Origin of the sequence: Mucilaginibacter sp. (assembly GCF_039207105.1) — a bacterium.
Classification (GTDB): domain Bacteria; phylum Bacteroidota; class Bacteroidia; order Sphingobacteriales; family Sphingobacteriaceae; genus Mucilaginibacter.
In genome coordinates this window covers 1-22,302 of the sequence record NZ_JBCECK010000068.1, presented here as the reverse complement: position 1 = coordinate 22,302, position 22,302 = coordinate 1, and the positions used below count along the sequence as shown (strand labels likewise).

The 22,302-nt window shown below is 45.5% G+C and carries 15 protein-coding genes and 1 tRNA gene; 8 read left to right on the top strand and 8 right to left on the bottom strand.

Translation table 11 applies throughout. From position 1 onward, the window contains the following. Positions 1-384 (top strand): hypothetical protein, encoded by a 384-nt coding sequence (locus AAGC65_RS14830; protein WP_343113241.1) that lies wholly within the window; start codon positions 1-3, stop codon positions 382-384. Between the two features lie 213 nt (positions 385-597). Here the strand turns inward: AAGC65_RS14830 and AAGC65_RS14825 are convergent, their stop codons facing one another. The 5 genes from AAGC65_RS14825 to AAGC65_RS14805 all read right to left on the bottom strand — a co-directional run bounded on the left by AAGC65_RS14825 (position 598) and on the right by AAGC65_RS14805 (position 9,304). Continuing rightward, the gene (locus AAGC65_RS14825) at positions 598-2,163 is read right to left on the bottom strand and encodes a hypothetical protein (RefSeq protein ID WP_343113240.1); all 1,566 of its coding nucleotides are present in this window, start codon (positions 2,161-2,163) and stop codon (positions 598-600) included. Between the two features lie 30 nt (positions 2,164-2,193). Further along, positions 2,194-4,041, bottom strand: coding sequence for a sugar-binding domain-containing protein (locus AAGC65_RS14820; RefSeq protein WP_343113239.1), 1,848 nt, complete (start codon positions 4,039-4,041; stop codon positions 2,194-2,196). A 21-nt stretch (positions 4,042-4,062) separates the two neighbouring features. Then, positions 4,063-5,145: an exo-alpha-sialidase gene (locus AAGC65_RS14815; RefSeq protein ID WP_343113238.1), complete on the bottom strand. Its 1,083-nt coding sequence runs from the start codon at positions 5,143-5,145 to the stop codon at positions 4,063-4,065. A 154-nt stretch (positions 5,146-5,299) separates the two neighbouring features. Beyond that, a complete protein-coding gene (locus AAGC65_RS14810) occupies positions 5,300-7,945 on the bottom strand; it encodes an ATP-binding protein (protein ID WP_343113237.1) in 2,646 nt (881 codons plus the stop codon). Continuing rightward, positions 7,946-9,304, bottom strand: coding sequence for a two-component regulator propeller domain-containing protein (locus AAGC65_RS14805; protein ID WP_343113236.1), 1,359 nt, complete (start codon positions 9,302-9,304; stop codon positions 7,946-7,948). It abuts the gene before it with no gap. Between the two features lie 201 nt (positions 9,305-9,505). Here AAGC65_RS14805 and AAGC65_RS14800 point away from each other — a divergent pair, with 201 nt between their 5' ends. Genes AAGC65_RS14800 through AAGC65_RS14785 form a run of 4 tightly spaced genes read left to right on the top strand, consistent with a single transcriptional unit; the run spans position 9,506 to position 17,754 of the window. After that, complete coding sequence (locus tag AAGC65_RS14800; RefSeq protein ID WP_343113235.1) at positions 9,506-12,646, top strand: TonB-dependent receptor; 3,141 nt, start codon at positions 9,506-9,508, stop codon at positions 12,644-12,646. 41 nt (positions 12,647-12,687) lie between these two features. Next, the gene (locus AAGC65_RS14795) at positions 12,688-14,322 is read left to right on the top strand and encodes a RagB/SusD family nutrient uptake outer membrane protein (RefSeq protein WP_343113234.1); all 1,635 of its coding nucleotides are present in this window, start codon (positions 12,688-12,690) and stop codon (positions 14,320-14,322) included. 49 nt (positions 14,323-14,371) lie between these two features. Beyond that, entirely contained in the window at positions 14,372-16,051 is a 1,680-nt protein-coding gene (locus AAGC65_RS14790; RefSeq protein ID WP_343113233.1) for an arylsulfatase, read from the top strand. Positions 16,052-16,071: 20 nt separating this feature from the next. Next, on the top strand, positions 16,072-17,754 hold the full coding sequence (locus AAGC65_RS14785; protein ID WP_343113232.1) for a sulfatase-like hydrolase/transferase: 1,683 nt from the start codon (positions 16,072-16,074) through the stop codon (positions 17,752-17,754). Between the two features lie 256 nt (positions 17,755-18,010). Here AAGC65_RS14785 and AAGC65_RS14780 read toward each other — a convergent pair. Beyond that, a tRNA-Ile gene (locus AAGC65_RS14780) sits at positions 18,011-18,084 on the bottom strand. A 67-nt stretch (positions 18,085-18,151) separates the two neighbouring features. On the opposite strand from AAGC65_RS14780, the gene AAGC65_RS14775 reads away from it, so the two are divergent. Continuing rightward, on the top strand, positions 18,152-18,784 hold the full coding sequence (locus AAGC65_RS14775) for an HAD family phosphatase (protein WP_343113231.1): 633 nt from the start codon (positions 18,152-18,154) through the stop codon (positions 18,782-18,784). Positions 18,785-18,789: 5 nt separating this feature from the next. Here the strand turns inward: AAGC65_RS14775 and AAGC65_RS14770 are convergent, their stop codons facing one another. Beyond that, positions 18,790-19,995: a proline dehydrogenase family protein gene (locus AAGC65_RS14770; protein WP_343113230.1), complete on the bottom strand. Its 1,206-nt coding sequence runs from the start codon at positions 19,993-19,995 to the stop codon at positions 18,790-18,792. 71 nt (positions 19,996-20,066) lie between these two features. Here AAGC65_RS14770 and AAGC65_RS14765 point away from each other — a divergent pair, with 71 nt between their 5' ends. Together AAGC65_RS14765 and aroB are read left to right on the top strand one after the other, a co-directional pair. Then, positions 20,067-20,273, top strand: coding sequence for an RNA-binding S4 domain-containing protein (locus AAGC65_RS14765; RefSeq protein WP_343113229.1), 207 nt, complete (start codon positions 20,067-20,069; stop codon positions 20,271-20,273). 4 nt (positions 20,274-20,277) lie between these two features. Beyond that, positions 20,278-21,336 (top strand): 3-dehydroquinate synthase, encoded by a 1,059-nt coding sequence (gene aroB / locus AAGC65_RS14760; RefSeq protein WP_343113228.1) that lies wholly within the window; start codon positions 20,278-20,280, stop codon positions 21,334-21,336. Positions 21,337-21,547: 211 nt separating this feature from the next. Here aroB and AAGC65_RS14755 read toward each other — a convergent pair. Beyond that, on the bottom strand, positions 21,548-22,302 hold a 755-nt coding region (locus AAGC65_RS14755; RefSeq protein WP_343113227.1), incomplete at its 5' end, for a Nif3-like dinuclear metal center hexameric protein.

Sequence of the window (22,302 nt, the reverse complement as noted above, 5' to 3'; positions counted from 1 at the left end):
ATGGATCTCGGCAATTATCTGAGTCTGCTTTTGATCGGTACATTTCATTCGCTTAACCGGGTATTCTTAATCGCTTTAGCGAATACAGAAATTAACGATAATTATCAGGTGATATTGGCCCTTTTTCTATCTGGCGGAGATTCATCTGTGGCGCAACTTTCACAACATTTAAACATGTTTGGCGAGGAGTTGGCGCAGGCGCTAAACCAATTAGAAAATGAAGGCTATATTGGCCGGTGGCAAAATACAACCGGGAGAAAAGACATCATCATTCATCTCACCGAAAAGGTCAGGCTTTTACAAAGCCAATTGGAAGAAATTATAGAAACAATAGAACAGACTGGCTTTACCGGGATTGATAAAGATGACATCAATAAGTTTTAGGTAACACTTTTGCGTGTAAAAAATAATCTGTAAATACGATCGAAAAAAATAATGCTGACTTACACAATTATAAACAGTATCAGGATGTAGCCTTTCAATAAAGTGATATTAAAAGGAAGCAGAACATCCTGCTTAATTAATAACCCTTAAAGTCCTTGCCTGTTAAACCCAGGCAAGGACTTTATTTTAACGTTTCATCTCGGTTATCCCCGATCAGGATTGCGCCTTCTGATTAGCGGCGATCGAAGCGGTTGACGTTCCGCTTGCATTTAGCTGGATAAGAACAAATTCATTAGGCTCAAGGGAGATATTGCCTATCTGTCCGTTCGTGGCCGGCGTCCATGTGGCCGTTGGGTAATTTGCAAGCGTGGTGCCGGAAGCTTTTCTGATATTCATCACATATCCTCCGTAGGCCGCGGGAAAGTTACTGAGGTTGACGGTGATCGTCCTTGCGTCAGCAGCCGAATTCCATAAAGCCATATACATGCCGTTTCCATCGGCAGTACACCAGGCATTAACGCCGCTGGCAATGCCGGTAATATTACGCCTGGTTACCGGCTGGGTGTTGAGGAATTTCATCACAGCATTCATCATGGGTTTGCCATAGGCCCCGGTGAACAGGCAGTACCCGGTCAGTTTATCGGCTTTGTTTAAAATTACCAGTTCGTTTTTCAGGAACTGGGTCATTCCGGCCGATGAATTATAACGGAGCGTAGGATCACTTATGCCTGCGTCAAAGTCATAACGGTTAAATATCAGCTTTTTTCCGGCAGTAGAAGAATGAGCATTTAGCCGGGCAACCGCTTCGTCAATAACAACCTGATTTTTCTCTCCCTTATAATTCTGGATAGAGAACAGATCAATAGGAACACCATTGTTATGCAATGCAGCGGTTGCCCGTGCGTAACCTGCTTGGTCCTGATTCAGTTGAATACCCGCAACCGAACCTATGGCTCCGTTCTTTATCTTTTGCGCCAGAGGCTTAAAAGCCAAAGCGTAATCGTCTATATTATCTTCTGTACCTGCCGGCGTTTGCACACCATTAGGGTACCCAACGGTATGGCTGGGTTCCTGGTGACCTGCCCAAATAATATTATTGGCGTTTGTACCGTCTTTGATCGCCTTCATCCACAAGTAAACGGCATCAGCCGCGGCGTTATAACTTGCCGGGGCAGGCAACGCGTAAAACCTCGCCGACTGATGAAACTGCCTGGTTGCATCAAGCGGGAAGAGTTGCGTAACCGACCCATCATTGTTTCCCTGCACCGGAGTACCAGCGGCCTGTATGATCATGCGCAGATTTTGGTTTTTCGCCTCATTGCAAATACTCAGGAAATTGGGATTTACCGACACGCTTAAAACGCCGCCAACAGTTCTGAACTCCTCCGGTTGCGGTTCGCCGCCAAAGTATGCCGGTCCTATAGAACGATAGCTTTTATAATAATTGCTGCCTGTGTAAGCTGCGTTGAATTGATTAAGGTCGCGTGGTAAACAAACCAGTTTACACCCCAACGCATTGTATCCAGCCAAATCATTCATAATATTGGTATTCTTTAAAGCAATAACGTCGCGAAGTATATAGCCGCGAAGCATGCTTGCACTGGGATAACCGGCAGGTGCGCTGTAATCTATAGCAAGTGTTACCGGGACTACCGCATTGGTAGATACTTTCCGGACGGGCTCATCATCAGCAGCGCCCCCTGTTTTTTTACACCCATTTGTGAAGATCAAAAAGGCCGCGAACAGCGTGCCGTTCAATAACAGTTTAGCATTTCTCATAATAATTGGTTTTATTGGTTTATGACTTAATTATTCAAGCTGTAATTGATTATGCAGGTCTTTTAGAACCGTTGCCGGTATCTTCATAACTTTTCGGTCATAAGTGATCAATCCGTTCACCTCCCCTTCTACATCAATAGTTTGGGTATACACCGCGGCCGAAAGACCCTTATTTTTTTTCATATTGAGTATCTGCGCAAATTTTAGTTTATAGTGTTTTAAAAGCTCTGCCTGGGTTTGGTAGGTTTGATAACCCCAGTTTCGCATTGCCGGGTTCCACAAGTGCCCTTTTACAGGCCAGCCAATGCCTCCAAACTCGCCTATCACCGCGGCCCGTTCTTTACCGGCGGGAGGAATATCAAGTGTGGGCTGATAGGTATGCAGATCGGTGAGATCTCCGGCCGGACGGAGTGACCAGCCACTAATGGCGTCGGTAAGCCTGGTTGGGTCAAGCGCCTTTACGGTGTTGGCTATACGTTCTGTAGCATACTGCCCCCAGCCTTCGTTTAAGGGCACCCAGGTAACAATGCTTGGCGAGTTGTAATGCTGATCTATCATGCGCCTTAATTCCCATTCAAATTGAGCAGTGCTTTCGGATTCCCGGTTCAGATCAGGCTCATCTTTAGCAAGGTGTTGCAGGTGGATAGGCTTTTTGCCTCCGTTATTGGTATCGATACCCATCCCCGAAGGCATATCCTGCCAAACCAGCATTCCCAACCTGTCGCAATCGTAATACCAGCGATCTGGCTCAACCTTAATATGTTTACGGATCATGTTGAAGCCCATTTCTTTGGTTTTAATGATATCGAAAGCCATCGCTTCTTCAGACGGGGGCGTGTGAAGACCATCCGGCCACCACCCCTGGTCAAGGGTGCCATACTGAAACACCGGTTTATTATTCAGCATGATCTGCTGGATGCCATTTACCATGCCCAAACTTATCTTCCGCATCCCGAAATAGCTCTTTATTACATCTACCACCTGTCCGCTGCTGTCTGTGAGTGTCAGGGTTAAATCGTACAAAAACGGATCATTGGGAGACCATAGGTGGGGCTTGGCAAGCGCAATAACGCTTTCTTTATTAACCTCAGTTTTGCCTTCGGCGATGATTTTACCGGCTGTAGAAACCTTAATACTTACCTGATAAGATGGACGTAATGGCTGATTACTGAGCGGGATGATCTGCACAGTATTACGATCTACATCCGGCGTAATACGCAATTCGCTTAGCCAGCCTTGTTTCGGCACGGCCTCCAGCCAAACTGTTTGCCAAATTCCGCTGACGGGCGTATACCATATTCCCTGTTGCGGCAATTGCTGTTTTCCGCGTGCTTGCGTGCCGGTACTTGTAGGGTCATCTACCGCTACCAATACTTCATTGCTGCCCGAATTTGACAGGTATGGTGTGATGTCAAATGTAAAACGGTCATAACCGCCTTTATGTGAACCAACATAAGCACCGTTTACCCACACGGCTGCTGACCAGTCTACCGCGTCGAAATTGAGTAATACATTACGATTACCCCAGTTTTTGGGTACTACAAAAGTGCGTTTGTAATATAAGCGGTCTTCGGGCCCGAAAGATTTAGCTACACCCGAGAGTGAAGATTCGATACAAAAGGGCACAAGTATTTTGCCCTCGTATTTGACCGGGGCGGGTAAATTTTTTGCCTGAACAATGTATTCCCAAAGGCCATTCAGGTTCAGCCAGTGTTCCCGTTGTAACTGAGGCCGCGGATATTGCTGCCATGTATTCGCGGGGCTTACCTTTAAGGCCCATTCGGTGGTTAGTTTACCTGGTTTGATCGCCCATTGCGCGTACGCAGGCAATGTGCCTATCATTGCCAGAATGAAAAGCATGTAGCTGTTTCTTTTCATGTTAAGAAAGTAGTTATATGGTTATTTTTTTAAAATGCGTCCTTTAATAAGGTACAGACCACCTTTGTGAGCCGTGGTTGATGTAATGGCCAGCAGCGTGCCGTTCCGCAAAACGGTCAGCGCGTTCCATTGTGTCGAATTTTGTACATCTGTTGGCAAAGGGGTACTTTCGTTACCGCTTGCAAGCAATTCGCTGTTAAGCGTACGTACCTTCAAGAGTTCTTTTTTAGCGGTCCGACCCTTCCGGTCCTGGTAGCTGATGAGCGGCATGCCCGAAGCTGACAATACCAGGTAAGGAGCTCCTGCATATTGTTCTGCGGGCATATCAGGTATTACGTGTATCCGTCGCGGATCACCATCACCTACAAAACCGCCTTTCCAATTGTCATTAAGAGGTGTTTTGATGATAACAGGCTGTAAAACATGTACGCCGCCATGGTTTTCCTCTATCGCAACCAGTATCATTCTCTGCCGCGCATCAAGAACCGGTACCGGCATACCATCCCTACCCTTTTTTGCAAAGCTGACGGTCTCGCTGGCCTTGGTCCATGTTTTACCGCCATCAAAAGAACGCAGCAGGGATATTTCCTGCTCATTTGTTTCGGGATAGGGCTTTTCATTAGCAAAATAACATTGCAATTCGCCGCCGGGAAGCTGTAAAAACGCAGGCTCCCAGCAACCGGTGCCATTGGTATTACCTGCCTGGTAAATAAGCTGCGGGGAAGACCATGATCTACCGCCATCTGTGCTGCGTTTAACTATAATAGCATAAGTGAATTGTTTTCCGGTAAAAGCAGGTTTTACCCGCCTGTTCACGCCCATTACCAGCGCACCATCAGCCAGTTCAATAAGTTCGGTATTAGCAAAACTATATTCGGTTGTACCTTCAAAAACAAGGCGCTCGTTATGCCAGGTATTACCGCCATTATCGCTAAATTTAATATACGCATTGCCGCCTCTGGAGTAAACCGCGCTTAGGGTTCCGTTCGTTAATTCTTTTACGCGGCCATAGTTGCCATCTGCAATTTTAACAGGATTTTCACTATCCCAAAGTATCTCCGTTTCGCGCCCTATGTCTTGAGCGTCAGCACTAATCAACAGCAAAAAAGTGCAAAAAAAAAGTAAAGTATATCGTTGCCAAATCATCGGCACAATAATCGCTGTTAGCGAATATTTACCGCCTCACGCATGTTAAATAATGAAGTACGTTTGTTAAAGTGCCCGTTATTATCAGTCATCCTGATATGGTTACGGCTCGTCAGATATTTTTATTTTCCGGATCGGGCCTGTCGGCTGATGCTCTGAAAGCGCCGGGGCTTACCTCATAATGTTTTTTAAACATGCGACTGAAATAATTGGCATCGGAATAGCCGCAATCATAAGCAACCTCTATAATGGGCAGTCCGTTCTTTAGCAGGGTAATGGCTTTTTTCAGGCGGTAACTATTCAACACCTGCGTAGCGCTCTGCCCCATCAGCTTTTTTAAATTAAGATGAAGCAGCGTACGGCTCATATTCATTTCTTCAGCCATTTTTTCAATGCTGAACCGGGTATTGGCATAGTGCTTTTCAAGCACAGCATTCAGGTTAACCATAAATTGCTGGTCGCGGTTATTTCTTGGCTTTTTTTCTTCTCCAAGGTGGCTTGTGTCCAGTAAATGTCCCCGTAAATTTCCCCGCGAAACAATCATATTTGCTATCAGCCGGTCAAGCTCTTTCAGGCTGAAAGGTTTTGCCAGATACAGATCGGCACCTACATCAAGGCCTGCTATCCGGTTATCTTCATGGCTTTGGTCTGAAAGCAATATCACAGGTATATGGTTATACCGGCTATCTTTTTTTACGTTCAGGCAAAATTCCAAACCGCTCATTACCGGCATCTTCACATCGCTGATTACGAGGTCGGGAATATATTTGGCAACCTGGTTTAAACCGGTTGCCCCGTTAGCAGCCTGAATGACCATATAATTGGCAGACAAGTGCCGGGTAAGAAAAAGCAATAGTTCCTTATTATCCTCAACAATAAGTACAGAATGTTCTCGCTTACTGGTTGGGGTAGCCTGAGTAGTATACAACTGTTCGGTAGTGGTTATGGGCTCGGTACCTATCACCTGTTTTTCCTGACCGGGTTCAGTATACACCGGGAAACTGACATGAATAGTTGTCCCTGCTCCGGGTCGGCTTATCGCCTCAATTTTACCGCTCATCATATCAACCAGGCTTTTTACCAGCGCCATTCCAATGCCGCTGCCACCGTTAGTTTGCTGACTGGTTTGAAAAGGTTCAAACAACTGATCAAGTTCCTGTTGCTGCATACCGGTGCCCGAGTCACTGATGGTAAGTACTGCTTCAGTTTGCTTTAACGATACCGCGTTTACTGTCAAGCCAACCTCGATGGTGCCTTCACCGGTAAATTTTATGGCATTTGATACGATGTTAAATACGATCTTCTCCACCTTATCCGGGTCAAAATAACATTGATATGAATTAGTTGCAGCGGTATAATGCAGCGTTATTTGCTTGTTGGCGGCCAGTGTTTCAAAGGATAGAAGAGTGTTTTTTACGAACGTTGAAAGATCCTGCAGCGTTAAGGTGATCCCGGCATGATCTGTTTCTATTTTACGGAACTCCATGAGTTGCTGCACCATATTAAACAGGCGATTGGCGTTTCCCTTGATAATAGGAAGTTCGGAATTTTGCCTTAGCTCCCTGCTATCTGCACTCATAAACTTCTCTACCGAGGCAATGATGAGGGTAAGCGGGGTTTTAAACTCGTGCGAAATAAAGGTAAAGAAGTTGAGCCGGTGCTGATTGATCGCCGCGGTTTTCTCTTTCTCTTTACGCTCTTCCAGCAATTGCATATCCTTTTGGTTCATAAACCTTAAAAAACGCGCATACCCCCAAATGGCTAAACCTATTAATAATAGGTATAGCACAAATGCTGTTCTGCTCAAATAAAAAGGCGGCGCAACATGGACGACCAGCGTTCGTTCAGGATTAACGGCTTTCCCGGCAATATCAAGCGCTTTTAAATGGAACACATACCGCCCAGGAGAAAGGTTGGTATAAGTGACCATGTATTTATTTTTCACCACATTCCAGCGTTGTTCAAAACCCTCAAGGTAATAAGCATAATTATTTTCGCGTACGTTACTATAGTTAAGCGTAGTATATCCTATGGAAAATACATTCTGCTGGTACCTTAAATTTATCTCGCCAACATCATCCAAACGGCGCTTTAGTAAGCCGTTTGCACTGGGGCGAACTGTTTGATTAAAAAGTTGAAACTCTGTGAACCGGACCGGGTTATCACCCTGCTCCGGGCGAATAGATAGGGGATCGAATATGCAGACACCGTTTATACTGCCAAAATAAAAGGTTCCGTCCTTTGCTTTCAGTGCCGACCGGAAATTGAACTGGTTACTTGGCAGGCCGGACCTGATATCAAAATTGATAAATGTATTTTGGCGCTGGTTGTAGCATGTTAGCCCATGATTGGTGGAGAACCACATTTTTTGTTGTTTATCTTCAAGTATACCATATACGTTATTGCTTGGCAACCCATTTTTCTTATTAAAAACGGTGAATTTTCCGCTGGCCTTGTTAAAAATACAAACGCCGCCGCCTATGGTACCAAACCATAGCTTGCCGGCATCGTCCCGGCAAACACTCACTACCTGGTTGCTTGAAAGTTCTCCCGGCGCCCCTTTTGACTGGTAGCGGATGATACGGCCTGATTGGGGCGAATATCTGATGATCCCGTTTCTGTTGGTACAGAACCAAAGTTCCCGATCGGCATCTTCCAGCATATCGTAAATAAACTCATGACCAAATATTTCGGGCTTAAACTCGCTGAATTCATTCTTCTCATAGTTAAAAACATTGAGCCCGCGCTGGGTGCCCACTCACAATATCTTACGGCTATCACGATAAATGGTATAAATATGATCATTTGATAAGGTATTCTTACTGTTAGCCCGGTGCCTGTAAATGGTAGTTGTATTAGTTCGCTTATTAAACCGGTGCAGGCCGCCCAAAAAAGTTCCTGCCCAGATACTTCCCGAACCATCGTGATAAATAGCGTGAACGTTATTTACAGACAGGTAAAAAGGTTTTGTGCGCGTGCTTATATGTTCAAAATACTGTTTCGCCGGGTCATAGATGGATATACCGCCGTCTTCGGTGCCTATCCATATCTGTTTGTTCTCATCCTCCATAAGTTGGCTAATGGCTTTACCATTCAGTTGCTGACTGCCTTGTCCGGGCAACAAATTTCTGAAACCGTACACTATAGAAGGCACATAGTTGATGCCGCCAAAATAGGTACCCAGCCATATCGATCCATCGTTGGAGGTAAAAGCGGCATATATGGCCTTGTCATTCAGGCTTTGCGGATCATTGCTCAGGGAGTGAGAATAGTGCGTGGATTTGCCAGTCTTCGGTTCAAAAAGATAAAGTCCGTTCTCTGTACCCAGCACCAGTTGCCCTTTTGGGCCGGAGCGCACTGCACGCACTACATTGCTTTCTGTGTTTTCCTTATCAGTAAAAGGCACGCGTGTAAGTACCTGGTTTTGCTGGTCAAACCGCAGCAAGCCATCGTTACTGCCTATCCAATAGTACCTACCCTGCTTAACAATAGAAAAATAGATGGTTTCGCGCTCATGCCGCGCTTCCGGTAATAGGCTAAGCTGTTGTAAAACCCGGCCATTTTCTTTCATAATCAATAACGAATTGCCGCATGCTACAAGCAAACATGCTTGGGAAAGCGCGGCAATAGCTGTTACCGGTTTGCTTTTAAAGCCTGGGCCAAGCAACTGCCGCAGCTCCCCTATTCTGTAAAGTCCGGCCCCGGTGCCGATGAAGAGATCCTTGCCGGTAGAGGCCATAGCAAGCACATTTACGCGGGCATTGAACTGAGTGCTGGCGATAACGCTGTCCTTAACCGGGTCGTATTGGTAAAGCCCGTTGCTGGTGCCGGCATAAAAGGTATCCCTAAAGGTAAACAGGCAATTGATACGGCTTAGCGGTATACCCGGTAAGGGATTATTTATCTCATAATTTTTTACCGTATGGCCGTCATAGCGGTCAAGGCCTTCGCGGGTGCCAAACCACACAAAACCTTTGGGGTCTTGCGCAATGGTAAAAACGGTATTGCAGGTAAGCCCGTTATCTGCGGTGATCTTCCTGAAGCTCATGCTTTGTGTAAAAGCAGACAGCTGTGTAATGAATGCGAGTAAAAGAGTAAGTGTAAAGCTTTTCTTCATGCCTGGTGACAATGATGGGACAAGTTCTGCATTTCTTTTATAACAATCAGAAAATTTAAGGCGATACACCCCCTGTTTAACTTTTGTACTTCATTATTTAACAATGGTACTTAGCCAATTTTAAGGTGATAATTAGTATTGCCCATCCAATTATGGCCTTCCGTTGAACCGGAAAATACATTAGAACCAATTATTAATTATATGAACAAAAAACTTTACTATTTTAAAAAAGCATGCTTGCTCTTACTGTTGCTTACGGGTGTGCTGCCTGCGGTACACGGCCGGCCGGCCCATGTTGCAACTTACGGATTGCGGCACGTAGCAGAAGAAATTACCGGTGTAATTACCGACGAAAACGGTGAGACGATGCCGGGTGTGACCGTGAAAGCAAAAAACAGCGGGACGGCAGCACAATCAGATAAAGATGGCAAATTTACCATCAAAGCAGCCATTGGCGACGTGCTGGTTTTTTCTTTTGTTGGCTACCAAACCAGGGAAGTAACCATCGCCTCAAAAAATATAGGCAGGGTAACCCTGGCCAGTGCAGCCATTGCTTTGGATGAAGTAGTGGCCATTGGTTACGGTAAGATACGGAAGAGCGACCTTACCGGTTCAGTAGCCAGGTTTTCTGCCAAGGATGTTGATAAAACACCCGTAACCTCTATTGACCAGGCATTGCAAGGTAAGGTGTCAGGTGTACAGATCACGTCAAGTTCCGGCGCTCCGGGTGCCGGGTTGAGTTTCGTGGTTCGTGGCGGCAATTCCCTCGGTTCAAACCAGCCGCTGATCATTTTGGATGGTTACCCTATTGACCTGGGGAATGGCAACCTAACTCTGGGCGCTTCGGCCGACATAGGTCAGCAACCCGGTGTTAACCCGCTGGCTGCGTTAAACCCTAATGACATTGAATCGGTAGAAGTGTTAAAGGACGCATCTTCTACCGCTATTTACGGTTCGCGCGGGGCAAATGGTGTAGTGATCATCACAACCAAACGCGGCAAAAAAGGTAAAGATCAGGTGAGTTTGAGCTATCGTACAGATGTATCCAACATTCGCAGAAAGCTGGCTGTGCTCAACACAAGTGATTTTATCAATTACGCCAATGAAGGTGCTTTGAATGACGGCATTGATTCGATCTATAAATCTGATGTTTTGCCAGGTTTACTGGGCGTTAATAACTATTGGCAAGATCAGATCTATCGTACGGCTACATCCAACACTTACCAGGTTGCGGCATCCGGCGGTGATGATAAGGGCCAATACTACCTGGGTGCTGATTATGCCGGCATTAACGGTATTGTTACCAATTCTAACTACAAACGCGGCAGTGTAAGGTTTAATTACGACCGCAAGGTTTCATCGGCTCTAAACGTAAAGCTTAGTATGAATGCCTCAAAGGCAACCTCGAGGCTTGGTCTCAACTCCGGACAAACAGGGCTGGTATCATCTAACGCCATATCGGGCGCCTTATTCTTCAAACCGCTTAATAACGGTACAACAACAGATGGCGAATCTGACCAAACGGTTGTAGATAACCCCATTACTGTTGTTAACCTGCTGAAAGATGTTACAGAGACCAACCTGGTTTCGAGCAACCTGACGGCCGATCTGAAACTGACCAAAGCATTGACAGCACGAGCCAATATCGGCGCGTACAATACGTCATCATTAAGACAAAGTTACAGCCCGCTGGGCACCTTTACCGGCAACCAGTTCAATGGTTATGCCTTCCGCGCGCAAAGCGGAAGGTTCAACTACCTCACGGAGTTTACACTCAACTACGCAGAGAAATTTGCAAAACACGCCATAGACGCGGTAGCTGGTTACACCTGGCAAAAGTGGGATCAAAAAGGTATGGGAACATCTGCTTCAGGTTTTCCTAATGATAACCTTAATTATGAGAATTTTCAATCGGCCAAATCACCGGGTACTACCACTACCCAGCACCAGCAATGGGCGCTGGGATCATACCTGGGGCGTATCAACTATTCTTTTAACGACAGATACCTGCTTACATTCAGCGGCCGCGCTGATGGTTCAACCCGCCTCGCACAAGGGCATAAATGGTCATTCTTTCCATCGGGCGCCTTTGCATGGAAGATAAGTGAAGAAAAATTCTTTAAAGATAATATCAAGGCCATCAGTTCAATGAAATTGCGGGTAAGTTATGGCTTGTCGGGCAACCAGAACATTGCCGTTGGTGGCACACAATCTACGCTTGGTACCGACGCGTATGTTATCAATGGCGCAATTGTAAAAGGCTACACGCAAAATAACATAGCCAACCCAGTACTTGGCTGGGAAGTTACCAAAGCGCTGAATATTGGTACGGATATTTCTTTATTTGATGACCGTTTACAGTTTACCGTAGAAGCATACCGTAAAGTTACCAATGATCTATTGATAAGTTTGCCTATTCCGGCTAATACTGGTTTCTCCACTTACCTCACCAATTCGGGCAGTGTTGAGAACCGGGGCCTGGAATTTGATTTTACTGCCAGGGTAATAAACCGGCCGCTCACGTGGACCATGACAGGTAATATCTCCTTCAACCGAAATAAGATGCTTAGTTTGGGCAGGTTGGGAGATAATGGAAACATCTTTGGCCCTAACTACCTCTCTGCCGGAAGCCAGCTTAACCAGCCCCTGCATATTGCCAGATTAGGTAACCCGGTAGGCTCCTTTTACGGCTATCGTATCAACGGCATTTATCAAACGGCCGAAGAAGTGGCTGCCGGGCCCGAGGCAGCCAGCGCCAAGCCCGGCGATTACAGATTTGTTGACCTGAACGGAGATAATACCATTACAGCTGATGACCGCCAGATCATCGGTAACCCCAACCCGCAATATATCTTCGGGTGGACAAATAACCTGGCTTACAAAAAATTCACGTTCTCTTTTTTCTTTCAGGGTTCAATCGGTAACGATATCATCAACCTGAACCGTTACCGCCTGGATGCACTATCAGGTAACAATTATAATGTTAGCCAGGAAGCCTATGACGGCCGGTGGACAGGCACCGGTACCAGCAATACCTATCCAAGGGCCCGTTCCGTTGCAGCTTATTTCAATACCCGTTTTTCTGACTTTATTGTGGAAGATGGTTCGTACGTAAGGCTAAAGAACGTAACACTTGGTTACACCCTGCCTGTTAAGAAAATACACATAATAAGCAATGCTACCGTTTTTGTGACCGCAACCAACCTGCTCACCTTTACCAAATATACAGGTTACGACCCGGAGGTAAATGCTGATTATGGTAGCGGCCTGTCGCAGGGTGTAGATAATGGTACCTACCCGCAAAGCAAAACATTCACTGCAGGTATAAATATTAAATTCTAAACAAGAAAATGAAAGCATTAAAATATATTAGCATCATAATTATGTTGCAACTGTTCGGCGCCTGTAAGCTTGATGAAACCATATATGATCAGGCTACGCCGGTTAACGCCATTAAATCACGCTCAGACCTGGAGTTTGCCATGATAGGCGTGTATACGCACTTAAATGCAACCCCTGGTTTTAACCGTGATATCACCTGGGCGCTGCATCCTTATGCCGATGACCTGTCATCAATAGCAGCTTTTGAAGCCGGTAACTGGGGTCGTAAAGCGCTCATCAACTCGGGTACACCGTTTGTTAACAGTGTATATGTCAATTTTTTTGCAACCATCAGGGATGTGCATGGTATCATCGATAATATTAACAAGTTAGATCCCGATGCGGACTATAAAGCAAAAATGATTGCTGAAGCCCATTTTATTCGCGCGTTTTGCTATTTTAACCTGGTTCAGTTGTACGGCGGGGTGCCGCTGGTAACCGCATCAGTTGATGCGGGTTCTGACTTTTACCAGCCGCGTGCATCAGTAGATGAAGTTTATGCGCTTATATTTTCAGACCTGGCCGATGCAGTTACCAATTTACCCACACGTACAACACAACCGGCTGCCGAGTTTTATAGGGCTACAAAAGGGGCTGCACAAGGCTACCTGGCCAAGGCTTATTTAACCTATGCCAATTATCTTGATCTGCACAGCAGGTCGTCAGAATCAGCCGCATATTATGAAAAAGCCAGGGATAACGCCGGCGAAGTGATCTCATCAGGTCAATACCAGCTTATTGCAGATTACGGCGCTTTATGGGATGTAAGCAAAGAAAAAGCAAGTTATGCAGAGGTAATTTTCGGTATTCCGCACATGCGCGACCCGGCAGATCTTACCCTATCCGGCGAAGGCGCTTATTATCCGGCTCACTTATTACCGGCTACGTATCCAAATTCAACCGGTTTGCCTACACGCGCCGGCAATGGCTTTGTGCGTGTTCAGCCCTGGTTTTTTGAATATTATAATAAAGGAGATTATCAGAATGATTACCGGGTCGAAAAAACCTTTCTTTCCGTTTGGATCGATGCAACCAATAAACGTCACGTTGCTTACCCGCTTCCTTTTGTAGCTGCCGACACCAAGGAGGCGCAGGCTTTTATCGTTAAATATGTTGACGGAGCCGGCCTGTCAACCTTCGGGCATGAGAATGACCTGTTCCTGCTCCGGCTATCGGAGGTTTACCTAATCAAAGCAGAAGCAGAAAATGAATTGAACGGTCCGTCTGCGGTAGCCCTTGCAGCATTTAACGCGGTGCGCGCCCGTGCGCGGCAAGCAAACGGCACACCACGCCTCACTCCTGCCGATGTTACTCCGGTATCAGCAGGTACAAAAGAAGATCTCAGGCTAAAAATATTTGATGAGCGTGGCCTGGAATTTGTAGCCGAATTTAATCGCTTTTTCGATTTGATAAGAATGCGTTATAGAAATACCGGGAAAAGTATGTACGAATATCAGTTTAGTACTTTCCTGCCTTCACTTACACCCGGTTTACCCAAAGTCGTGGCAAATGCCTGGGCCGGCGGTGCTACCGAAGCAACCAATATCATACCCTATAATGCAAAATACTTGCTGTGGCCCATCCCGGCAAACCAAATGGCCGTTAACCCTAAACTTACACAAAACCCTGGCTGGTAGGCAGCCGGAAAAATTAAGGTTATACAACTGCATATAATTATATTAACTTATGAATAAATTAAAAATCATCTCTACCCTCAGCATATTCTCAGGCATACTGGCGGGCTGGGGGCATCAATCAGCCCTGGCGCAGCCGGCTAAAAAGCAGCCTAATATTATCCTTATTCTGGCCGACGATATGGGTTTCTCTGACATAGGGTGCTATGGCGGCCTGATAAACACACCAAACCTTGATGAATTGGCGGCCGGTGGTATTCGGTTCACTCAGTTCTATAACGGCGCGCGTTGCTGCCCTACCCGCGCATCTTTGCTTACCGGCTTATATGCGCAGCAGGCAGGAATTGGCTATATGACAGAAAAACTGGGTAAAACCGAGGCCTACCAGGGTCATATACGTAAAGAAGTAAAAACCGTAGCCGACTACATGAAGGTGGTTGGCTACACCACTATGCAGGTAGGTAAATGGCATGTAGGCAATGTACCCAACCGTACCATGCCGATGGATAAGGGATTTGAAAAAGCCTGGACGCAAATGGCCAAGGTTGATTACTGGAACCCCAGTCAGATATATATTGATGGCAAGGTTGTTAAACCGCAAACTAAACCCGGCGATTACCTCACCGATACAGAAGGCGATGAAGCAATTGCTGACATTGATTATGCCAAGCAACAACAAAAACCGTTTTTTATGTACCTGGCTTTTAATTCGGCGCATTGGCCTTTGCATGCAAAGCCCCAGGATATTGCTAAATACCGCGGTAAGTTTATGAAAGGCTGGGATGCCCTGCAAGCCGATAAGATAAAGAAATTGAACAGCATAGGTTTGATACAGGCTATTGACCGTAAAAAGATCAAAGATCCGGCGCTACCTGCATGGACATCGTATCCAAAGGCAGATGCGTTCCCGGGATATCACCCGGTAACATCACCCAACCATGACCAGGACGACTGGGATCTGCAAATGTCGGTATATGCTGCCCAGATAGACAATATGGACCAAAACATAGGCAGGCTTGTTGCAAAGCTGAAAGCAGAAGGTATTTACGAGAATACCATTATTATGTTTTTGCAAGATAACGGCGCCTGTGCAGAAGCAATAGGCAAAAACGATGCAAACATACCTGGCACACCAGGCTCTTACGTAGCCTATGGTTTGCCCTGGGCCAACCTCAGCAATACACCATTCAAAATGTATAAACACTTTGTGCACGAGGGCGGTATCTCTACTCCTTTTATTTTTCATTGGCCCGCCGGTTTAGCCAATTCTCGTAAGGGCGCCATAGAAAAGAATAATATTGGTCATATTATTGACCTGGTGCCTACCTGTATAGATGCTGCGGGCGACTATTCAAAAGATAAATATCCCAATTTAGAAGGTCAGAGCCTGTTATCTGCAATAAACGGCACTACAAAAAATAACGAGCGTACCTTATATTGGGAGCATGAGGGCAACCGGGCCATCCGTTTTGGCGATTGGAAACTGGTATCGCGTTATGAGGGCGACTTTAAATATTTTATGAACTGGGGTTGGAAAAAAACGCCGCGTACCACCGAATGGGAGCTGTATAATATAAAAACAGACCGGTGGGAACTTAATGACGTTGCCGCGCAACACAAAGATCTTGTTGCATCAATGATCAAAAAGTATGGCGAATGGTATACCCGGGTAGAGGCTTTACCATTCATCAACCTCATCAAAGGTTCAAAATTTGAAAATAACGAAAATTAACATCACAAGCTTATAACAATATGTCGAAAAAAATAAGTCGAAAAGAAGCGCTGCAGCATCTGGGTACACTTGCCATGGCCGGTTTGGTTCCTGCCGGAGTAAAAGCCGGAGCATCTAAAAACGACCATCTGCCCGATGCGTCATTGTTGAAAGGTACACAACCTAATGGCAAACCTAATATTGTACTGATCATTGCCGACCAATTACGGGCTGACGCCTGTAAGCGTGAGGGATTTGCGTTGGATACTACCCCATTCTTAGACAGTTTGGCCGAACGGAGTACCTGGTTCAACAGGTCATACTGTGCAGCGCCGGCCTGTGTACCCAGTCGCACGTCTATGATGACCGGTCGGTTCCCCAGCGCTACGCGGGTCCGCTCTAACTGGAACATTCAGGATGTTAATTACAAGGCCGACCTGGTAGATGTGGTAAAAGCAAACGGCTATACCACTGCACTGATAGGCAAAAACCACACGTATTTAAATAGATCTCATTTTGATCATTGGGTAGAATATAACCACTTAGCGGAAATGGGCCAGGTAAGCGCGGAAGTGAAAAAAGTAAACGATTACCTGGAAAGTACCAACTTTTATTTTGATCCTAAACCTGCTCCTATCCCGGCATCAATGCAGCAGCCTTCGCGTATTGTTGACGACTCGGTTAAATGGATAGGCGATGTTTCGCAAAACAACGGAAAGCCATTCTTCCTATACATGTCAATTCCCGAACCACATAACCCCTACCAGGTGTCTGAGCCTTATTATTCAATGTTTCCGCCGCATAAGCTGCCCCCGCTGCAGGCCGGAGGAGATAGCCTGGCAAAAAAAAGCAAAAAGTGGCATGTGCAAAAGCAACTGATGGAAATGGGCTACCCTAATTACGAGAAAAATATTCCACGCATCCGCAGTAATTATTACGGCATGTTACGGCTGATAGATGATCAGTTAAAGCGTTTCGTTGGTTTTTTAGAAGAACAAAAACTGGCTGATAATACAGTAATTATTTTTGTGGCAGATCATGGCGATTTTGTAGGTGAATACGGCATGATCAAAAAGGGTGTAGAGGCACCCGATTGCCTTGCGCGTATACCTATGATATGGCACGGGCCGAAAATAACAGGCAAAAAAGAAGCGCACACGGCTCATGTTTCTAACGTAGACATTATGCCTACTATTTGCGATATGCTGGGGGCCGCCATACCCGAAGGCGTACAGGGCCGCAGTCTTTGGCCGTTGCTAAGCGGAAAAGCATATCCGGAAGCGGAGTTTGAGAGCATTATTGCACAGCAAGGTTTCGGAGGCTTACATGTTACCAATATTCAGCAATATGACCCCTATACGCAGGATGGAACCCTCACCAAAGGCAGAACCGAGTTTGACGAATTGAATACGTGGAGTCAAAGCGGTACGCTGCGTTTGCTACGTAAGGGTGATTGGAAATTAATTACAGATATGCAGGGCGATGGCCAGCTTTATGATCTTAAAACCGACCCGGTAGAGGTAAATAATCTTTACGGGCAAAAAGAACACGCCCAAAAACAGGCTGAATTGATGCACGACTTGCTGGCCTGGGAATTGCGTATGCAAGATCCGCTACCACATCCGCGCCCAACACCCAAAAGAAAATACGGTTTTAAGCGCGACCAGAGAAACTACTGGGCGCCTTATCGTCATGATAATAATATCCCGTTTAAAAAAGGTTAGAAAATTACTATCCGAATAGCTTTTACAATATCATTTCAATACTGGTAATATTCATAATAACTGAATTATTAAATATTGAAGATTTTAAGGGCATAAAAATGATATTTGATTCGATGTTCCCCGAAAAATTTTAATTGAAAATTTGTATTATCGAAACGCTCGGGGCAACGGAGTGTCCTGAGTTATACATCAGATCAGCAATAAGTTACAAAAAAAAGAAGGGCAAGCGATATAAAATCATGCTTGCCCACTTTTGTGCGCCCACCTGGGCTCGAACCAGGGACCAAAAGATTATGAGTCTTCTACTCTAACCGACTGAGCTATAGGCGCGGTCAAAATCTTGTTGATTTTGGGAGCGCAATATTACATATTTGTGCTCAATTAACAAAAGCTTAAAATGAAAAATATTAAAAATATTATCTTCGATTACGGCAATGTGATCTTCAGTATTGATTTTGTACGGGCGCAGCAGGCATGGACAGCGCTGGGTATCAGCAACTCTGATGATTTTTTCGGGCATTTAAAGCAGGACACTATTTTTGATGCTTTTGACCGTGGCGAGATCTCTGCCGCCGCTTTTCGCGACCGTATAAGGGAGCTTAGCGGCAATAATACCATCACCGATGAGCAAATAAACACCGCCTGGAACAGTATGCTGCTCGGAATTGCCGACGGGAACCACGAGCTTTTGTTAAAACTTAAGGATAAATACCGCACGTTTTTGCTCAGTAATATCAATGCCATCCATTACGATCATATTATGGATTACCTGAAAACTGATTTTGGTTTCGACGGCAATGATCATCTTTTCGAAAAAACTTATTACTCGCACTTTACCGGCAAGCGTAAACCCGAGCGCGCCATTTTTGAGCAGGTGTTACAGGAAAATGGCTTAGACCCCGAAGAGACTTTATTTATTGATGATAGTCCGCAGCATTTGGAAGGGGCAAAAGCGCTGGGTATACAAACCTTTTTAATGACCGCCCCGGATACCATACAAGCGTATTTTAACCGGAACGGCCTGTTATAACAGCACTACAACTTACGGCGTTTTTTTTCTTTAACGATCAGGCTCAGCTCGCGGCTCATTTGGCCGGCTATGGCGGTGTTTTCCTGCGCCCGGCGAAACAGGTATGGCAATACGGCTTTTATGGGTCCGTAAGGTACATACTTAGCTACGTTGTAGCCGGCGTTGGCCAGGTTAAAGCTCAGGTTATCGCTCATGCCCAAAAGTTGCGAGAAATATACATTAGGGTGGCGATGGTCTATCTTATACTGATCGAGCAGATCGGCAAGCAGGCGGCAGCTGGCCTCGTTATGCGTGCCTGCTACTATCGCTAATGTATCCACGTGCTGTACAGCATAATCTACCGCGGCATCATAATCTTTATCGGTTGCTGCCTTATCAGGTTGTATGGGCGATTGGTAGCCGCGTTCTTCGGCGCGTTTACGCTCTTTTTCCATATAGGCGCCGCGTACAATTTTAGCACCCAGTATAAACCCCTCGGCAACGGCTAAGGTATGGTCGGCCTTTAGCGAGGCCAGCTTATCATGGCGGTATAATTGGTAGGTGTTATATATAATGATCTTTTCGCGGTTAAACCTGCGCATCATACCCAGCGCCAGTTTATCAATAGTATCCTGTATCCAGCTTTCTTCGGCATCTATCATTACAGGCACGCCTTCGTTATAAGCCTTTTGGCAAATATCCAGTACGCGCTGCTGTACTTTTTCCCATTCTGCGTGTTCGTCAACAGTAAGCATAACACCTTCGTCCAGCTTTTCAAGCAGGCCAAAGCGGCCCACGCCGGTTACTTTAAATACCGTTATAGGAATAGCCTTATCGCCTGTTGCGCGGTTAATGGTGCGGATGATCTCGTCGCGGGTGTTATCAAAAATATGCTCTTCGTCCTCTCCTTCTACCGAATAATCAAGTATGGTACCCACACCGCCGCTATCCAGGTTTTTGATGGTACCGGTACATTCTTCAATAGTTTCGCCGCCGCAAAAATGCTTAAAAATGGTAGCCTTAATGATGCCTTTTATGGGCAAGCCAATGTTGATGGCAAAATTGGTTATAGGCGGACCTATCCTAACCAGGAAATTAATATTGATGATACGAAAAAGCCAGTAGGCTCTTTTCAAGTCAGAATTTGACGCATGCCGGAAAGCTACCTCTGTATTTTCAAAAGATAGTTCACCGGCGGGCTTGCTGCTCCCGTTGGTGGTGTATGAGGTCATATATACTTACAAATGTATAAAATGCAACAACATAACTCATTATTGCGGCAATAGTTTATTTTTGCGCAACGATGATCGATTTTGAATTACGCGGCGAGTTTATTCCGCTTATACAACTATTAAAGGCCACCAACCTGGTGCAAACCGGTGGCGAAGCACAAATTGTGGTAACCGAGGGCGAAGTAAAATATAACGGCGAGGTTGACTACCGTAAACGCCTTAAAGTGCGCCGTGGCGATATAGTGGAGTTCAGAGGCGAGCAGATCAAAGTGATATAACTATATGAATACAATATACAGCGACGGCTACCCTATTTATTTTGAGAACAGCCTTGATGAACTGGTAAAATTTATTGAGCAGGGCAAATACTCACGTTTTTTTGTTTTGTGCGATGAACACACCAGCGTGCATTGTTTCCCTAAACTGCAGGAAAAAATAAGCCATATTGATAACCACGACCTGATAGAGGTAAGCGCCGGCGAAGAATGCAAGAACATTGATTTTTGCATTGGCGTTTGGAAAATGCTGATAGACTTTGGCGCCGACCGCAAAGCCCTTATGATCAATTTGGGTGGTGGCGTAATTACCGATATGGGTGGTTTCGCGGCATCAACCTATAAGCGAGGGATAGACTTTGTGCAGGTGCCTACTACCCTGCTTTCGCAGGTGGATGCTTCGGTTGGTGGTAAAACCGGGATAGATGTAGATAGCGTGAAAAACATCATCGGCACCTTTACCCAACCTAAAGCTGTATTTATTGATTACGATTTTTTAAGCACCCTGCCCGAGCGGCAAATGCTATCGGGACTGGCCGAAATGCTTAAGCACGGATTGATACTGGATGCCGCATACTGGAACCAGTTAAAAGCGGCCGATCTTACCCACCCGCCTGCCGAACTGATACATGCCTCAGTTATATTAAAGAACAAGGTGGTGCTGGAAGACCCTACCGAGCAAAACATACGCAAAAGCTTAAACTTTGGGCATACCATTGGCCACGCTATTGAAACATGGAGCTTAACTAACGACCGCAACCCGCTTACCCACGGCGAAGCCATTGCCATCGGTATGATCTGCGAGGCTTACATTGCCAATAAGCGTACAGGCCTTAGCGACGCCGAACTTGCCGAGATAGAGACCGTGATAAACGGCCTGTACCCGCATTATAAATTAAAGCACGAAGCGTACGAAAATATTTACAGCATTATGCTGAAGGATAAAAAGAACATCGACGGGAAAATAAACTGTACGCTGTTAGACCGTATCGGCCAGTTTAATATTGATAATATTTGTACCAAAGAAGAAATTTTTGAGGCGATGAACCACTATGCCGGTCATTAAAAAGGCCGCGTTTCAGGGTGTTCAATTTTTAAAATGTATGAACACGCTGAAACAAGCTTGAACACCATCAAAAAACACATAAATAACTAACAGTCAACACTTTAATAAAATTACCATGTCACACAAATGAGACATTTGTCACAATAGTGTGTCATATGTCTCACTTGTGTGACATTATATATTTTTCCACAACCAGCAAATTATCAGGCAATTAAATAAATTCAAGCGAATTTCCGCTTGGTATATGTGTGGCCTTTACGGCCGGCACTTTCTCCTGCAACCATTTCAGCATAAATGCCGATCCCGGTTCTTCGCTGGCAATATGGCCCAGTAGTACCAGCGCAATTTTGTTGCCGGCTGCACGGGCATCGCCTATATACTCGGCGGTTTCCCATTCAGATATTTCGCCGCAAAGCACCACATCGGGTTTCAACCGGCTTATTGCCTGTATCTGGTTTTTCCCGCCCCATGCACCGGGGAGCAATAATACCTTTTTACAGGGTTGCGCCAGATCGCCATTGTAGCGCAGCATATCAATACCCAGTTTTTGTTTGGCATGCGCTATCAGTTGCCTTAGTGTTAAAGTCGCGTTTAACTTATAAAAGCCATTTTTTGCAAAGCCATTTTGCAGCCAGCCCAATTGCTGCGCCAGCGTTTTGGCAACACCATCAACGGCCAGGCTGTGTACATAATCATGATTGCGCCAAACAGCTATATTATTATCTTTAAGCAGTTTAGCTTTATATTGATACACCTCATCATTTTCCAGCCAGGCAGTTTCATCGGCATGGTTATAAAACGTGGGTTCGTGTGCTATAATAAAGTTGGCATTCATGGCTATCGCTTTCTTTATTACATCAACAGTAGCAAACATGGAAGTAACAACGCCCGTAACTTTTATATCGCGATTCCCCGCCTTTAAGGTATCAACCGTGCCGGCAATTGCCCCACCCGGTATTTCTTTAA

What these genes read in the sequence shown, in the direction of transcription:
- AAGC65_RS14785 (WP_343113232.1), top strand. Translation starts at nt 16,072, where the DNA reads ATGTCGAAAAAAATAAGTCGAAAAGAAGCGCTGCAGCATCTGGGTACA.
- AAGC65_RS14805 (WP_343113236.1), bottom strand. Translation starts at nt 9,304, where the DNA reads ATGAAGAAAAGCTTTACACTTACTCTTTTACTCGCATTCATTACACAG.
- AAGC65_RS14790 (WP_343113233.1), top strand. Translation starts at nt 14,372, where the DNA reads ATGAATAAATTAAAAATCATCTCTACCCTCAGCATATTCTCAGGCATA.
- AAGC65_RS14830 (WP_343113241.1), top strand. Translation starts at nt 1, where the DNA reads ATGGATCTCGGCAATTATCTGAGTCTGCTTTTGATCGGTACATTTCAT.
- AAGC65_RS14795 (WP_343113234.1), top strand. Translation starts at nt 12,688, where the DNA reads ATGTTGCAACTGTTCGGCGCCTGTAAGCTTGATGAAACCATATATGAT.
- AAGC65_RS14775 (WP_343113231.1), top strand. Translation starts at nt 18,152, where the DNA reads ATGAAAAATATTAAAAATATTATCTTCGATTACGGCAATGTGATCTTC.
- AAGC65_RS14800 (WP_343113235.1), top strand. Translation starts at nt 9,506, where the DNA reads ATGAACAAAAAACTTTACTATTTTAAAAAAGCATGCTTGCTCTTACTG.
- AAGC65_RS14770 (WP_343113230.1), bottom strand. Translation starts at nt 19,995, where the DNA reads ATGACCTCATACACCACCAACGGGAGCAGCAAGCCCGCCGGTGAACTA.
- AAGC65_RS14765 (WP_343113229.1), top strand. Translation starts at nt 20,067, where the DNA reads ATGATCGATTTTGAATTACGCGGCGAGTTTATTCCGCTTATACAACTA.
- AAGC65_RS14825 (WP_343113240.1), bottom strand. Translation starts at nt 2,163, where the DNA reads ATGAGAAATGCTAAACTGTTATTGAACGGCACGCTGTTCGCGGCCTTT.
- aroB (WP_343113228.1), top strand. Translation starts at nt 20,278, where the DNA reads ATGAATACAATATACAGCGACGGCTACCCTATTTATTTTGAGAACAGC.
- AAGC65_RS14820 (WP_343113239.1), bottom strand. Translation starts at nt 4,041, where the DNA reads ATGAAAAGAAACAGCTACATGCTTTTCATTCTGGCAATGATAGGCACA.